Source organism: Stenotrophomonas sp. YJH_SMC_17 (genome assembly GCF_059371655.1).
On record NZ_JCAFUU010000003.1, the window covers coordinates 609,688 to 624,949 of the forward strand.

Genomic DNA, 15,262 nt, shown 5'->3' on the forward strand with positions numbered 1-15,262 from the left:
GACGGCCACGGAGAGGATGCCGTGGGGTTGCTACACTACGGGGTCTCACGGGCGCGCGCGTGCGCGCTCCGGGTTTCCTTTCCGAACGAGCCGCACGATGACCGAACTTCCCTCCGTCGACGACGTTTCCCACGCCAGCCAGGCGCTGGGCCTGGGCGCCACCGCTGCCGAGCTGCACGGTGCGCTGTGCGGCTGGTTGGCCGCCGGCGGCGCTCCCGGCAACGACTGGCCGGCGCGCGTACTGGCCGACGACAACCTGCCGCCGGTGGCCGCCGGCAGCGTGCTGGAGCAGCTGCTGCAGGCCACCATCAAGCAGCTGGAAGACCGCGATTTCGCCTTCGAGCTGCTGCTGACCGACAGCGACGACGTGTCCGCGCAGGCCGATGCCATGTTCAGCTGGACCCGCTCGTTCCTGGGCGGCTTCGGCCTGGGCAGCGGCGGCCGCCGCCCGACCCTGTCCGAGGAGGGCGAAGAAGCGCTGACCGACATGGCCAGCCTGGCCCGTGCCTCCAGTGAGGATTTCGAGGCCGGTGGCGATGATGATGATGAAGCCCTGTCGGAGATCGAGGAATTCATCCGGGTGGCGGTGCTGCTGCTGCATGGCGACGTGGTGCTGGCCTCGCGCCATCGGCAGCGCCTGAACTGATGGACATCAAGCAGCGCACCGGCATCGCGGCCGGCGAGTACAAGCGTCGCCGTCGCCAGCTGATGGACATGGCCGGCGAAGACGCGATCCTGGTGCTGCCGGCCGCGGCCGAAAAGGTGCGCAGCCTGGATACCCATTACCCGTTCCGCCAGGATTCGGACTTCCAGTACCTCAGTGGCTTCCCGGAGCCGGAAGCGGTGCTGGTGCTGATCCCGGGCCGTCGCCACGGCGAGGCCATCCTGTTCTGCCGCGAGCGCGATGCCGAGCGCGAGGCATGGGATGGCAGCCGTGCCGGGCAGGAAGGAGCGGTGGCGCAGTACGGCATGGACGATGCCTACCCGATCGACGATCTGGACGACATCCTGCCGGGCCTGCTGGAGGGACGCTCGCGCGTCTACTACCACTTCGGCCGCGATGCCGACTTCGACCTGAAACTGATCGGCTGGGTCAACCGCGTGCGTTCGCAGGTGCGCCACGGCGCGCAGCCGCCGCATGAGTTCCTCGAACTGGGCCATCTGCTGCATGAGCAGCGCTTGTTCAAGTCGGGCGCGGAGGTGGCGCTGATGCACCACGCCGCGCAGATCAGCGTGCGTGCGCACCTGGCGGCGATGCGGGCGGCCAGGGCGGGTATCCATGAATACGAACTGCAGGCCGAGCTGGAGCGCGTGTTCCGCGCCAACGATGCCGTGCCGGCGTACTGCAGCATCGTCGGCGCCGGCCGCAACGGGTGCATCCTGCACTACCGCGACAACAACGCGCGTTCGCGCGATGGCGAGCTGGTGCTGATCGATGCCGGTGCCGAGTACCGCGGCTATGCCAGCGACATCACCCGCACCTTCCCGGTGAATGGCCGCTTCAGTGCCGAGCAGCGTGCGCTGCACGATCTGGTCGGCGACGCGCAGGCTGCTGCACTGGCCCAGGCCAGGCCGGGCGTGCCGTACGAGGCCGGCCACCTCGCCGCGGTGCAGACCCTGACCGAGGGCCTGCTGCGGCTGGGCCTGCTGAAGGGCACGCTGGAAAAGAACCTGTCCGAAGGCCTGTACCAGCGCTTCTACCGGCACAAGACCGGGCACTGGATCGGCATGGACGTGCACGACGTGGGCGATTACCGCCTGGCGGGCGACTCGCGCCTGCTGGAGCCGGGCATGGCCTTCACCATCGAGCCGGGGCTGTATGTGGGCGTGGATGACACGACGGTGGAACCGCGCTGGCGTGGCATCGGCATCCGCACCGAGGATGATGTGCTGATCACCGACGACGGCCATCGGGTGCTGACCGAAGGCCTGGCGCGCAGCGCCGACGAGATCGAAGCGGTGATGGCGGGGTAAGGGGGTTCGGCAGGGCTTGCAGCCCTGCACCCGCTACAAGCCAGAGCAACAGCAGGCTGTCCGTGGGATGGCGGGGCACTGTGGGTGTGCGGGGGCGCCGTAAACCCATCCATGGGGGCTTCGTCGCGGCATCCATGCCGCTCACACCCCGCACACCCACAGTACCCCGCCTTCGACAGGTTCACGCGGCGGTGGGTAACGGCGGTAGTTGGGACGTGCGGCTGTTGGTAGGTGTCGACCTGGGTCGACACGGAGCGAGCGCAGCGGGCGACCCGCTTTTGCTTTTCTTTCTTTCTTCCGTGGTTGGACGCACACCGAAACTGTCAGAGGTGGGGCGGGGTGGGTTCGCGGGGGTGTCCGCGGCATGGATGCCGCGGCCAAGCCTCCAAGGATGGATTCACGGCGTCCCCCGCGAACCCACCCCGCCCCGCCAAGCGCGGCTTTTGCTCCAAGCGCCCAACCACGAGGGGCTCAGCCGTTCGCCGCCGCAAACACCGGCCGCGTCAGGTTGTCCGCCTCGCCCTCGGTGCACAGCACTTCGTCTTCGATGCGGATGCCGCCATACGGACGGAAGAAGTCCACGCGCTCCCAGTTGATCGCATCGCCGTGGCCGGCGGCCTTCACTTCGTTCAACAGCATGTCGATGAAGTACAGGCCCGGCTCGATGGTCACCACCATGCCCGGCTCCAGCACGCGGGTCAGGCGCAGATAGGGGTGGCCGGCCGGGCGTTCGATGCGGCCGCCTTCGTCGCTGGCCGCGAAGCCGGCGACGTCGTGCACCTGCAGGCCGATCAGATGGCCGATGCCGTGCGGGAAGAACGCGGCGCTGACGCCGGTTTCCAGCGCAGTCTGCGGCGAGACCTTGATCACGCCGAAGTCCTTCAGCACGCCCATCAGCGAAAGATGCGCGTCCACGTGCAGCTGCTTGTAGTCGAAGCCCGCACGTACCGCCGCGCACATCTGCTGCTGGGCCGCATCCACGGCCTCGATCATCGCGGCGAATTCGTCATGCCCCTTGGCGGCGTAGGTGCGGGTGATGTCGCTGGCATAGCCGTGCGCGCTGGCGCCAGCATCGATCAGGAAGCTGCGCAGCGGCTGCGGTGCAGTGCGGCCCAGTTCGGTGTAATGCAGCACCGCGGCGTGCTCGTTCAGTGCCACGATGTTGCCGTAGGGCAGTTCGTTGGCATCCTGGCCCACGGCCTGGCAATACGCCATGTGGATGTTGAATTCATCGGCACCGTTGCGGAACGCGGCCTCGGCGGCGCGGTGGCCGCGCACGCCCAGCACCTGCGCCTGGCGCATCAGCGCGATTTCATATGGGGTCTTGCTGCCGCGATGCCAGTCGAGATAGTTCACCACCGGCGCCGGGTTGTTCGGCACGAAGGCGCCCAGCGCGCTCTGCGGCTCGCCCAGGATCGCGCAGCGTGCTGGATCGGCCGGCAGCAGGGCCAGCGCCTCTTCGGGCGTGCGGATGATGTGGATGTCGAAGTGCTCCACCCACCAGCCGCTGGGCGCATCCGGCACCACGTGCCAGTAGTCGAAGGGCTGGTGGAAGATCACCGCCGGGCGCTTGCCGGGGGTGAACACGATCCAGCTGTTGGGCACGCGGGTCAGCGGCAACCAGGCCTTGAACTGCGGATTCACCGCATATGGGTAGTCGCGATCGTCGAACACCTGGTAGTGCAGGGTGCCGCTGGGCACCACCAGGTGGTCGAAGCCTCCGCGGGCCAGCGCCTGTTCGGCGCGTCGGCACAGCACGGCCAGGTGGTCGGAATACAGGGCGCCGGGGTCTTGCTGGATCATTGCGGTGGCTCGACACGGGAAACGGTCCTAGATTCTGCCGCATACCGCAGAAAACCGCTGTGCCGGAACCGGCACTCAGGCCGTCGAAACCGGTCCCTCGTCGCAGTCCTCACCCACCCACTGCCGTAGCAGCTGCCGATGTTCGCGCGACAGGGTCAGGAAGCGGAAGCCGGTCCAGCTCTGCCCGGGGGCGTGCGCAGGCTCGCTCCACAGCAGGTGCACGCCCACGTCGATGACTTCCTGGCGGCCGTCGACCATCGGCAGCGGGAAACGCAGCTGATACAACGCGTCCTCGCGCAATGGCGCACTGGCCAGCATCAGCATGCCGGTTTCGGACACGTTGCCAAGGCGACCCACCACGCATTCGCGCATCTGGTCTGTGACCGGCACCAGGTCCGAAACCTGGCGGCGGGGCGCGCGACGGGTGTCCTGTGGCGGTTGGGTGTTCATGCGGACGCCTCCCCGGCGTGGCCGTCGGCCAGTGCACGCAGTGCATCGAGGCTGGCCTGCCAGGCGCGATCGACCAGCCGGCCCTTGTCTTCGGTGACCAGTTGCGCGCGGCCCGCGCTGATCTGCCGGGCCAGCGTATCCAGGTCCGTATCGGCGATCTTCTGCCCGCGCGGATTGACGAACAGGGCATGGCCGGTCAGCAGGCTGTACCAGGACAGGCGCTGGCGGCGCAGCGTGCCATCGCCATTGTCGATGTCGAACCAGCTGCCGAACGGCAGGGCGGACAGTTGCTGGTAAGCGGCTTCCTCGGCAGCGTTGCGCGGGCTGGAGGGGGCCGTGTTGGTGAGGCCCGCGTGCTCTCCCAGCCGTGCGCGCGCCTTCAGGCGTGCACTGAGTTCGGTGCGCGAGGTGCTCTCATCCTCGCCGCCGGGCGTGGCCAGCCTGCGTGCGACCGCAGCGGCTTCCTCGGCGTGGTGGCCCACCTGCACCAGTGCAGCTTCCACATCGGCGGCCAGCGCGGCATCGGTGCCACCGGGGGTGTCCACGGCCTGCGCGGTCACCGCTGCAATGCGCTGGGTCTGCTGCAGGCGTTCCTGCCATTGCGGTGAATCATCGCCGTGGCGCAGGCGGGTGAGGGTGAGAGCATCGGCCCAGGCCTGGCGCAGCAGCGTCTGCACGAAGCGCGGCGGCGCCTGCGTATCGCAGCACTGGTCGATCTGCGCATTGGCCTGGCGCCGGGCGAGTTCCAGGCGCTCCTTGCCGCGCGCGGCTTCAACGTGGCGGCGCTCGGCCAGCTCCGCGCGATGAACCGCCGCACGCTGGTGCTGCTGCACGTCCTCGTTGGCGGTGGCAAAGACGTCCGGCGTGCGTACATCCTGGGCGAGCAGATCCTGCACGCTCTGCGCCATGCGCTGCAGCAGCTGCGGGTCAACGTCATCATCGTCCAGCCAGCTGGCGCCGGTTTCGGCGATCTGGTTGAGCAGCTCGCGGGCGGGATGTTCATCGCGCACGAAGAAGCCCGGGTCCGCCATCGCTGCGCGCGCCAGGGGGACCTGCAGCCGCGCCAGCAGGGCGGCGGGTACCGGGTCGGGGCGTTGCTGCTGCTGCACCTGCTGCATCAGCAGGCGCAGCAGGTCGAGGTTGTCGCGGTCGTGGTTTGCCAGCTGCGCCTGGTCGCCATGTTCGCTGCGAAGCTGGGCGACCACGGCTGTCTGCAGGTCGGCAACCCCGGTAGCGGCGCTGGACTGCGCCTGCAGGCGCGCGAGCACGGCATCCACTGCGGCGCTGGGCACGGCAGCACTGGGCGCCGCCGACGCGGTGGCATGCCGGGCCTGCTGCAGCAGCGTGTGCAGCGCACTGCCAGCGGACGTGGTCAGCCCCGGAACGGCGGGGCCGGTATCACTCACCGCCTCCTGCAGCAGGTTCGACCATGAGCCGGTGGGGGCGGGTCCTGTCCAACCCGTCAACGGCGCCGCGGCGCGCTTGGCCGGCTGCGTGGCGCGGCCACCGCCGACGGTCTGGGTGATGATGCGTCGCGTGCTCGACGAACGCGCCAGGTACGGCGTATAGACCAGGCCCGGCAGTACGCCATGCTGGGCCAGCAGGGCATTGGCGCGGTCGAGTACATCGCCCAGGCGCTCCAGTACGTGGCGTTCGAAGCTGCGGTAAAGCGCCAGCTGGACGTCGATGCCGAGGGTGTCCTGCTCGGCCAGCCTGCGCACCATCGCGCACAGGGCCTGCGGAGCCAGGGGCAGCGTGTCGGTGTCGAATGCGGGTGCGGCCGCCAGCACCCCCAGCCGCTGCCCCAGCAGGTTCAGCGTGTTGGTCGAACGCAGGGTTTCGCGTCGCACCATCTCGGTCAGCAGCAGGTCGCGGTCGACGTCGTGTTCGGCAACCAGCGACAGGCCCAGCATGCCGGGCAGCGGTGGCGGTGTGGAAAGCGTCGGGGGGACCGCCGCAGGGTCGCGCAGGCGCGTCAGGGCCTCGGCGATGGCATCGAGCATGCGGTCGGGAAAATGACCGGCGAAGGCTTGCAGCTGGCCACGCTGCGCCATCAGGTCCGCCTGCTGCGTGGGATTGCGCGCACGATCAGCGTCGTGCAGCAACGCCTGCTCCAGCGCTTCGACGGTGAGGATCAGGGGAGCGGCCAGCGTCTGCCGGCACAGACCGATCAACGCGCCCAGCAGCTCGCGCACCCGTGGCGGCAGGTCGGTTGTGGCCAGGCGGGCCTTGTCGGCAGCGGTGGGGGAAAAAACAGCTGACATCGGCGAGCGGTACCCGGATTCCCGCGGATCGATCTGGTGAATCTACCGTGTCGGCCGATGTCGGCGCTACTTTAGGCTGAACGTGAACCGCATCCGCCGGGCATGGCCCGGCGCTACCGGACGGGAGAACATGCCCGGCGGATGCAAGGCAGCAGGATCACTCCTCCAGGAACAGGCTCACCACATCGTTGGTGAAGCGGCGGCCCAGTTCGGTCGGGTGTACATGGCCGTCGGCCTCCTGCAGCCAGCCGCGTTGGACAGCCTCGGCCAGGGGCGCGTCCAGCACGCTGCGCGGCAGCCCGGTACGCGATTCGAAATCGCGCAGGCTGAAACCTTCGTGCAGGCGCAGCAGGTTCAGCATGTACTCGAACGGCAGGCGCTCGGCCGCGATCACATCGTCGCCACCGAACGAGGCCGGGGTACCCGCGCTGTCCAGGTAAGCCTGCGGGTGTTTCAGCTTCCAGCGACGCAGCACGTGTTCTTCGGCGCCTGAACTGATCTTGCCGTGGGCACCGGCACCGATGCCCAGGTAATCGCCGAAGCGCCAGTAGTTCAGGTTGTGCGCGCTCTGCCGGCCGGGGCGCGCATAGGCGCTGACTTCGTACTGGTCGAAACCGGCCTGCGCCAGCAGCGCCTGGCAGTGTTCCTGCATGTCCCAGGCGTTGTCTTCATCGGGGATGCCCTGCGGCGGCCGCGCGAAGAACACCGTGTTCGGCTCGAGCGTGAGCTGGTAATGCGAGATGTGCGCCGGCTGCAGCGCGAAGGCGCGCTCCAGATCGGCCTCCGCACCGGCCAGGGTCTGTTCCGGCAGCGCGTACATCAGGTCGATGTTGAAGTTGTCGTAGCCCGCGTCCTGCGCCATCTTCACCGCACGCTCGGCTTCGCCGCTGTCGTGGATGCGGCCCAGGCGCTTGAGCATCGCGTCGTCGAAACTCTGGATGCCGAAGCTGAGGCGGTTCACGCCGGCCGCGCGGTAGCGGTCGAAACGGCCGTGCTCGGCGGTGCCCGGGTTGGTCTCCAAGGTGATCTCGGCATTGGGCGCGAAACGCAGGCGCGCGCTGGCCTGCTGCAGGAAGCGGTCGATGGCGTCCGGCGGGAACAGGCTGGGCGTGCCGCCGCCGAAGAACACGCTGTGCACCACCCGGCCCCAGACCAGCGGCAGGTCCTGGTCCAGGTCGCGCAGCAGGGCATCGATGTAGGCATCGAACGGCAGCTCGCCCTTGGCCTGGTGCGAATTGAAATCGCAGTACGGGCATTTGCGCACGCACCACGGCAGGTGCACATACAGCGACAGCGGTGGCGGCACCAGCCGCGGCGGTGTGTCGTGGTCAGCCGAGCAGGCTTCGCCGGGCAGGTGGTTGCAGTGGTCGTGGGCGTGCGGCATGGGCTTCTTCGGTAGTGCCGGGCGCTGGCCGGCTTCCCTGGTTCGATCGGGCAGGGCGTCAGTACAGCGTCGCCAGCTGCTGCTTGAGCTGCTGCAGGGCGAGGGCGCGGTGGCTGATGGCGTTCTTCAGCGCCGGCTCCATTTCCGCGGCGGTCAGGCCGTGGGTGGTGTCCAGGAACAGCGGGTTGTAGCCGAAACCATTCGTGCCGCGCAGCTCGCGGATGATCTGGCCTTCCCAGCGGCCTTCGCAGATCAGCGGCTGTGGGTCGGTGGCGTGGCGCAGCAGCACGATCACCGCATAGAAGCGCGCGCTGCGCTGGCCATCGGGCACTTCGGCCATGGCATCGAGCAGCTTGGCGTTGTTGGCCGCCGCGTTGGTGGGGTGGCCGGCGTAGCGCGCGCTGTACAGGCCCGGCGCGCCGCCAAGGGCATCGACGATCAGGCCCGAATCATCGGCCAGTGCCGGCAGGCCGGTCGCTTCACTGGCCGCGCGCGCCTTCAGCAGCGCGTTCTCGACGAAGGTCAGGCCGGTCTCTTCCACATCACCCAGGCCCAGTTCGGCGGCCGAGGTGATCTGCAGCGGCAGATCGGCGAGGATCTCCTGCATCTCCACCAGCTTGCCGGTGTTGTGGCTGGCCAATACCAGTTTCTTCATTGACGGGGCTCCAGCAGGTCCCAGGTGTTGCCATACAGATCGCGGAACACCGCGACCGTTGCATAGGGTTCTTCGCGCGGCGCTTCCAGGAACTCGACGCCGGCGGCCAGCATCGCCGCGTGGTCGCGGTGGAAATCGTCGGTGTTGAGGAAGAAGGCGACCCGGCCACCGGTCTGGTTGCCGATGCGGCTGCGCTGTTCCTCGTCGCTGGCACGGGCCAGCAGCAGGGCAGCGGCACTGCCGTCGGTCGGACCGACCACCACCCAGCGCTTGTGGCCCTGGTCGATGTTTTCCAGCAGCGTGAAGCCGAGCTTGCCGGTGTACCAGGCGATGGCTTCGTCATAGTCGGCCACCACCAGGGTGGTCAGGGCGATCCGGCGGTTCATGCCGACAGTGCCGCCTGCTGTGCGTCCAGCAGCTCGCGCACGCCCTTTTCGGCCAGGCCCAGCAGCGCGTCCAGCTCGTCGCGACGGAAGGCATGGCCTTCGGCGGTACCCTGCAGCTCGATGAAGCCGCCGCCGTCGTTCATCACCACGTTCATGTCGGTGTCGCAGTCACTGTCTTCGGCGTAGTCCAGGTCCAGCACCGGGGTGCCGCGGTACACGCCCACCGACACGGCGGCCACCGCGCCCAGGATCGGGTTGCGCTTGATGTCGCCCCGCTTCATCAGCACGTTCACCGCATCGACCAGGGCCACGTAGGCACCGGTGATGGCGGCGGTGCGGGTGCCGCCGTCGGCCTGCAGCACATCGCAGTCCAGGGTGATGGTGCGTTCGCCCAGCGCATTGCGGTCCACGCAGGCGCGCAGGCTGCGGCCGATCAGGCGCTGGATCTCCAGCGTACGGCCACCCTGCTTGCCGCGGGCCGCTTCACGGTCGCTGCGGGTGTGGGTGGCGCGCGGCAGCATGCCGTACTCGGCGGTGACCCAGCCCTCGCCCTTGCCGCGCAGGAAGCCCGGCACGCGGTTCTCGACGCTGGCGGTGCACAGCACGCGGGTTTCACCGAAGCACACCAGCACCGAACCTTCGGCGTGGCGGGTGAAGCCGCGTTGGATGACGACCGGGCGGAGCTGGTCGGGCTGGCGGCCGCTGGGGCGGGAATCGGACATGGTGCGGGTTCCGTAATGGCGAGGGAGTACGCCGCCACGCCCGCGGCCTTCACGGGGCGGGCGAGGGGGCTCTGGTGAGGTCGCTAGGGTACCATTCCCCCTTTGCACGCACCGGACACAATCCATGATTCGAAGCATGACCGCCTACGCCGGCGGCGAGCGGGTCACCCCGTGGGGCACGCTGGGCTGCGAGCTGCGCTCGGTCAACCACCGCTTCCTGGAGGTCGGCACCCGCCTGCCCGAGGAACTGCGCGCGCTGGAGCCGCAACTGCGCGAGCGCATTGCCGCGCGCCTCAGCCGCGGCAAGCTGGATCTGGTGATGCGCCTGCGCGCGCCGGAAGCGGCTGCCAACCTGCAGGTGGACGAGGCCCTGCTGGGCCAGCTGGGACGCCTGGCGCACCGGCTGACCTCGGATTTCCCCAACCTGCAGGTCAGCTTCACCGACCTGCTGCAGCTGCCGGGCGTGACCCGTGGCGAGGCCACTGATGCCGCTGCCCTGCAGGTCGAGGCACTGGCCCTGCTGGACCAGGTGCTGGACGGCTTCGTCGAGGCCCGCGAGCGTGAAGGCGGAAAGCTGTCGGCCGCCATCAGCGAGCGCGTGGACGGCATCGAACGCATCGCCAGCGAAGTGCGCACGCTGATTCCGGCCATTCGCGACGGCCAGCGCGCCAAGCTGGCCGCACGCCTGGCCGACCTGCCGCACCCGGTCGACCCCGGCCGCGCCGAGCAGGAACTGGTACTGTGGCTGCAGAAGCTGGACGTGGATGAAGAACTGGACCGTCTTGGCAGCCACATCGTCGAGATCCGCCGCGTGCTCAAGCAGCGTGAGCCGGTCGGCCGTCGCCTGGATTTCCTGCTGCAGGAGTTCAACCGCGAGGCCAATACGCTGGGCTCCAAATCGGTGGACAGCCGCACGTCCAATGCGGCGGTGGAGCTGAAGGTGCTGATCGACCAGATCCGCGAACAGGTGCAGAACATCGAGTGATGTTGCATCCAGCGCTACAGCAGGGGCGCCTTGGGGCGCCCCTGTCGTTTCAGCGCTTCAGCGCACGCTGATGCCCGGCGCTCCTTCGCCCAATCGCCCGACCACGGCCGCCTGGCCGAACCCCGCTTCGTGTAAGCAGGCCAGAACCGCCTCCACCGCTTCCGTGGCACAGGACACCAGCAGGCCGCCGCTGGTCTGCGGGTCGGTCAGCAGTGGTTGCCAGTGTGCTGGCAACCCGTCGGCGAAGCGCACCTCGGCGCCATACGAGGCCCAGTTGCGGTGGGAGGCACCGGTCACGCAGCCGCGCTGCAGCAGTTCCAGCGTCTGTGGCAGCAGCGGCACCTGGGCACTCTCCACTTCGGCGGAAACCCCACTGGCGCGGCACACTTCCAGCAGATGACCGAGCAGGCCGAAGCCGGTGACATCGGTCATCGCGTGCACGCCGTCCAGCGCAGCCAGTGGCACGCCCACGGTGTTAAGTCGGGTGGTCAATTCGAGCATCTGCTGGTAACCGTCGGCATCCAGCACTTCCTTCTTCAGTGCCGACGAATACACGCCTACGCCCAATGGCTTGCCCAGCACCAGCACATCGCCGGCACGGGCATCGGCATTGCGCTTGAGGCGTTGCGGATCGAGCACACCGATCGCGGCCAGGCCGTAGATGGGTTCCACCGAATCGATGCTGTGGCCACCGGCGACCACGATGCCTGCGTCGGCGCAGGCGCGTTCGCCGCCCTGCAGGATGCCGCGGATGGTGTCCTGCGGCAGGGTGTTGATCGGCATGCCGACGATGGCCAGTGCGAACAATGGCCGTGCGCCCATCGCATACAGGTCCGACAGCGCGTTGGTGGCGGCGATGCGGCCGAAGTCGAACGGGTCGTCGACGATGGGCATGAAGAAATCGGTGGTGGCGACGATCGCCTGGCGGTCATCAAGGCGGTACACCGCCGCGTCGTCGCTGGTCTCGCGGCCGACCAGCAGCTCGGCCGGCGCGGGAAGTGCTGGAACGCCACGCAGCAGTTCGGTCAGCACGCCCGGCGCGATCTTGCAGCCGCAGCCGCCGCCATGCGCGAGAGACGTCAGTCGTTGCGGAGCGTCGGCCGTCGAAGGGGCGGGGGACTGCGCGTGCGTGGCCATGCCGACATCTCCTGCGGAAACACGAATGGCGGAAGGCAGCAGGAGTCGAACCTACCAGGGAACGATCGACGCCCCCTACTGGGTTTGAAGCCCAGCCGCATGCCCGGATGCGCATGCCTTCCGAAAGTACTGCGGTACCGGTCGACTCAGTCGCGGGCTGGGTTCCACAGCAGGTCGCCACGCGGCCGATGCTGGTCACCGACGCGTCGAGTGTAGCCAACGCGATTGAAGAACTCCAAGATCTGGATGCTGCGCTTGCGGCCCAGGCCGATGGCATCGCGGAAAGCGGCCGCATCCACCGTGCCGGTGGCCTGCGACAGCTGTGCGACGATCGCGGCGAGTTCCGAAATGCGCGTGGGTGCATAGAACAGGTCCGGCACCACCTGGAACAGTTCACCGCGTGCAGCGGCCCGGCGCATGACCCCGCGGACCTCATCCTCGGTCAGTCCCAGGTCGGTGGCCAGGGTGCGCACCCATGGCGGATCGAAACCGCCGGCATGCAGCTGCGGCAGCACGCGTTCGAGCAGCAGGCGCTCGCGTTCCGGTGCCGCGTGGTCATGGCCGGGCAGGCGCCACCACGCGCCCACGCGCTGCACGCTGCCGTCTTCCAGAAGGTTCTGGAGAAGCGCGTTCCACAGGCCCGTTGCCAGCGCGGGCAGGGTGCTGCGCTGCAGGCGCCCGCTGTCGACACCCGGTTCGTCCGGGCGTCGCTGATGCCAGCCGCGTAGCGAGGTGACTACCTGTTCGCGCAGCACCTGCCAGTGCGCGGCGAGGATGACCACCGTGTCGTCGCGGGTGACGATGCGCTGCGCGCCTGCAGGAAGATCGATCTGCTCGGTGGCGCGCCGACAGTAGCGCTGCAGTGCCGCCAATGGAATTCCGGCAGGCGCCTGCTGAAGCAGCGGGCCAATATCTGCGGTGGTGGCCAGCTGTTCCAGCGCCGCCAACCACGCCAGACGTGCAGGGCTGCGCCGACGCCGCTGGGGCGGGTCCGGATCGAGTACGACACCGCCACCCAGCGTACGGGTTGCTGCCGAATCGCGCGCAACGAAACGATCGCCGCACATCGCGCAGACCGGCGTGTCGAACACCAGCTGCACGAGCTGGCCATTGCCGTGGTCGCGGTCTTCCAGCAGTACCACATGGGCCTGCTGGTGCATCGTGCCCCAGTGGATGTGCAGCGGCGCCCAGTCCCGCAGCGGCGGTGCCAGCGCAGAGAGCCGCAGGCGCACATCAACGCGGGTGGTGGCCAGCAGTGCGCGTGGGTCGGCGATCCAGTCGCCGCGGTGGATGTCGTCGCGGGCGATGGCGGCCAGATTCAACGCGCAGCGTTGCCCGGCCATCGCGTGGTCGCTGGCCTGGTTCTGCGCGTGGATGCTTCGCACGCGTACGTCGGTGGCAGCCGGCATCAGCTGCAGATGCTCGCCAACAGTGGCGGTGCCACCGTGCACTGCGCCAGTCACCAGCGTACCGTGGCCGGCCAGCGAGAACACACGGTCCACCGGCATGCGGAACAATTCGCCGCGCAGCGTGGCTTGCCGCGCGCCGGCATCGGCTGCGGCCCAGGCATGCAGGTGGGCACGCAGCGCGTTTATGCCGGCATCGTCGGGTACGGTGCTGTTGCACGCGAACACGGAGGCATCCTGCAGCGGCGTGCCGGCCAGCAGGGCAGCGATCTCGATCTTGACCCGGGCCAGGCGCGCGGCATCCACGCGGTCGATCTTGGTCAGCGCCACCGCGCCGCGGTCCACGCCCAGCAACTGCAGGATCGCCAGATGCTCGCGGGTCTGCGGCATCACGCCGTCGTCGGCAGCGATCACCAGCAGGGCAACATCGATACCGGTCGCACCGGCCACCATCGTATGCACGAAGCGCTCGTGGCCGGGCACGTCAACGAAGCCCAGCGTAGTTGCAGGGCTTTCGCCATCCGCGGCTTCGACCGGCACATAGGCGTATCCCAGCTCGATGGAAATGCCGCGTGTACGCTCTTCCTGCAGCCGATCGGTTTCGATGCCGGTCAGCGCGCGCACCAGGCGGGTCTTGCCATGGTCGATATGCCCGGCGGTGCCGACGATCATGCCCGCAGCGTGCCCCACTGGTCGACGAAGCGCGCTTCGTCGTCGGCTTCCAGGCAGCGCAGGTCCAGCCACAACGCATCATCGGCGATGCGCCCCAGCACCGGCTGTGGCAGCTGGCGTAGACGCTTGGCCAGGCGATCCAGGCCACCACGGCGCGCAGTTGTGATGTGCAGCCCGGCACTGGCCAACTGCGCCTGGGGTTGCGCACCGCTGCCGATCTGGCTGTGCATCACTGCGCATTCGACTGTGTAGTCCACGGCCAGCCCGGTGCGCACCGGCTGCAACAGGCGCTGGGCCTGTGCGGATACATCTCCCTGCGTACGGGACAGGGTGCGCAGCGTCGGCAGCCGTTGTGCCAACAGCTCCGGTTCGCGGTACAGGGCCAGCACGGCTTCCAGTGCGGCCAGGCCCATCTTGTCCATGCGCAGCGCACGCTTCAGCGGATTGCGGTTGATCCGCGCAATCAGGTCGGCGCGGCCGGCGATGATGCCGGCCTGCGGCCCTCCCAGCAGCTTGTCGCCACTGAACGACACGAGGTCGGCGCCAGCGGCCAGCGCTTCCTGCACGGTGGGCTCGCGCGGCAGGCCGAAGGCCGCCAGATCGCACAGGCTGCCACTGCCCAGGTCCACCACCAGCGGCAGACCGTGCTCGTGCGCGATCGCAGCCATCGCCGCAGTGTCGACCTTGGCAGTGAAGCCGGTGATCGCGTAGTTGCTGGCATGCACTTCCATCAGCAGTGCGGTGCGGGTGCCGATGGCGTCTGCGAAGTCAGCCGGGTGGGTGCGATTGGTGGTGCCCACTTCCCGCAGACGCGCGCCGGCGCTGCGCATCACGTCCGGGATGCGGAAGGCACCGCCGATCTCCACCAGTTCGCCACGCGACACCACCACCTCGCGACGGTTGGCCAGGCTGTTGAGCAGCAGCAGGACCGCCGCGGCATTGTTGTTGACCACGGTGGCGGCTTCGGCCCCGGTCAGCTCGCAGACCAGCGCCTGCACCCGCGCATCGCGGTCGCCACGGCGGCCCCGGCTGAGGTCGAATTCCAGATCGACCGGCGCGGTCATCACGCGGGTCACCGCCCGCAGCGCGGCCTCGGGCAACAGGGCGCGCCCGAGGTTGGTGTGCAGCACCGTGCCGGTGAGGTTGAACACCGGCTGCAGGTCCAGACATGCGTCGGCGGCAAGCCGGGCATCGAGCGCGGCGACCAGCGCCGGGCCGTCGATGGCCTGTTGGAGCTGCTCGGCCGAGAGCTGCGCGGTGCTGATACGTTCGCGCAGCGCCTGCAGGTGTGCGCGCAGCAACCGGGCGACGCGGCTGTGGCCATGGCCATCAATCAAGGCCGACAACGCAGGCAGGCGCAGCAGCCGGTCCAGCGAGGGCAGGGCAGCGGCCGATGCGGCGGTGGGAGGCGTGCGTGTCATCGC

General features: G+C 68.8%; 13 protein-coding genes and 1 tRNA gene. 3 read left to right on the forward strand and 11 right to left on the reverse strand.

Going from position 1 to position 15,262, the window contains the following annotated elements; translation table 11 throughout:
• The first annotated feature begins 97 nt into the window (after positions 1 to 97).
• Positions 98 to 646, forward strand: coding sequence for a YecA/YgfB family protein (locus AC5P8Z_RS12525; RefSeq protein ID WP_286069734.1), 549 nt, complete (start codon positions 98 to 100; stop codon positions 644 to 646).
• A 5-nt stretch (positions 647 to 651) separates the two neighbouring features.
• On the forward strand, positions 652 to 1,974 hold the full coding sequence (locus AC5P8Z_RS12530; RefSeq protein ID WP_286072058.1) for an aminopeptidase P N-terminal domain-containing protein: 1,323 nt from the start codon (positions 652 to 654) through the stop codon (positions 1,972 to 1,974).
• A gap of 471 nt (positions 1,975 to 2,445) precedes the next feature.
• Here the strand turns inward: AC5P8Z_RS12530 and pepQ are convergent, their stop codons facing one another.
• From pepQ to rph, 7 genes are all read right to left on the reverse strand, one after another.
• A complete protein-coding gene (pepQ, locus tag AC5P8Z_RS12535; RefSeq protein ID WP_495229156.1) occupies positions 2,446 to 3,777 on the reverse strand; it encodes a Xaa-Pro dipeptidase in 1,332 nt (443 codons plus the stop codon).
• Positions 3,778 to 3,852: 75 nt separating this feature from the next.
• The gene (locus AC5P8Z_RS12540) at positions 3,853 to 4,227 is read right to left on the reverse strand and encodes a PilZ domain-containing protein (protein WP_286069731.1); all 375 of its coding nucleotides are present in this window, start codon (positions 4,225 to 4,227) and stop codon (positions 3,853 to 3,855) included.
• Complete coding sequence (locus AC5P8Z_RS12545) at positions 4,224 to 6,491, reverse strand: DUF1631 family protein (protein ID WP_495229157.1); 2,268 nt, start codon at positions 6,489 to 6,491, stop codon at positions 4,224 to 4,226. Before AC5P8Z_RS12545 ends, AC5P8Z_RS12540 begins: the two co-directional genes overlap by 4 nt.
• Before the next feature lie 157 nt (positions 6,492 to 6,648).
• On the reverse strand, positions 6,649 to 7,875 hold the full coding sequence (gene hemW / locus AC5P8Z_RS12550) for a radical SAM family heme chaperone HemW (protein WP_286069728.1): 1,227 nt from the start codon (positions 7,873 to 7,875) through the stop codon (positions 6,649 to 6,651).
• 58 nt (positions 7,876 to 7,933) lie between these two features.
• Positions 7,934 to 8,530, reverse strand: coding sequence for an RdgB/HAM1 family non-canonical purine NTP pyrophosphatase (gene rdgB / locus AC5P8Z_RS12555; RefSeq protein ID WP_286069727.1), 597 nt, complete (start codon positions 8,528 to 8,530; stop codon positions 7,934 to 7,936).
• Positions 8,527 to 8,916, reverse strand: a complete 390-nt coding sequence (locus AC5P8Z_RS12560; RefSeq protein ID WP_286069725.1) for a VOC family protein — start codon at positions 8,914 to 8,916, stop codon at positions 8,527 to 8,529. Before AC5P8Z_RS12560 ends, rdgB begins: the two co-directional genes overlap by 4 nt.
• On the reverse strand, positions 8,913 to 9,638 hold the full coding sequence (rph, locus tag AC5P8Z_RS12565) for a ribonuclease PH (RefSeq protein ID WP_012512000.1): 726 nt from the start codon (positions 9,636 to 9,638) through the stop codon (positions 8,913 to 8,915). Before rph ends, AC5P8Z_RS12560 begins: the two co-directional genes overlap by 4 nt.
• A 124-nt stretch (positions 9,639 to 9,762) precedes the next feature.
• On the opposite strand from rph, the gene AC5P8Z_RS12570 reads away from it, so the two are divergent.
• Positions 9,763 to 10,623: a YicC/YloC family endoribonuclease gene (locus AC5P8Z_RS12570; protein WP_071306604.1), complete on the forward strand. Its 861-nt coding sequence runs from the start codon at positions 9,763 to 9,765 to the stop codon at positions 10,621 to 10,623.
• Between the two features lie 57 nt (positions 10,624 to 10,680).
• On the opposite strand, the gene selD is transcribed toward AC5P8Z_RS12570, so the two are convergent.
• The 4 genes from selD to selA all read right to left on the reverse strand — a co-directional run bounded on the left by selD (position 10,681) and on the right by selA (position 15,259).
• Positions 10,681 to 11,760, reverse strand: coding sequence for a selenide, water dikinase SelD (gene selD, locus AC5P8Z_RS12575; protein ID WP_495229158.1), 1,080 nt, complete (start codon positions 11,758 to 11,760; stop codon positions 10,681 to 10,683).
• Positions 11,761 to 11,786: 26 nt separating this feature from the next.
• Positions 11,787 to 11,882, reverse strand: a tRNA-Sec gene (locus AC5P8Z_RS12580).
• Positions 11,883 to 11,906: 24 nt separating this feature from the next.
• The gene (selB, locus tag AC5P8Z_RS12585; protein ID WP_495229159.1) at positions 11,907 to 13,838 is read right to left on the reverse strand and encodes a selenocysteine-specific translation elongation factor; all 1,932 of its coding nucleotides are present in this window, start codon (positions 13,836 to 13,838) and stop codon (positions 11,907 to 11,909) included.
• Entirely contained in the window at positions 13,835 to 15,259 is a 1,425-nt protein-coding gene (selA, locus tag AC5P8Z_RS12590) for an L-seryl-tRNA(Sec) selenium transferase (protein WP_495229160.1), read from the reverse strand. The genes selB and selA overlap by 4 nt, the downstream gene beginning before the upstream one ends.
• Between the last annotated feature and the right edge of the window lie 3 nt (positions 15,260 to 15,262).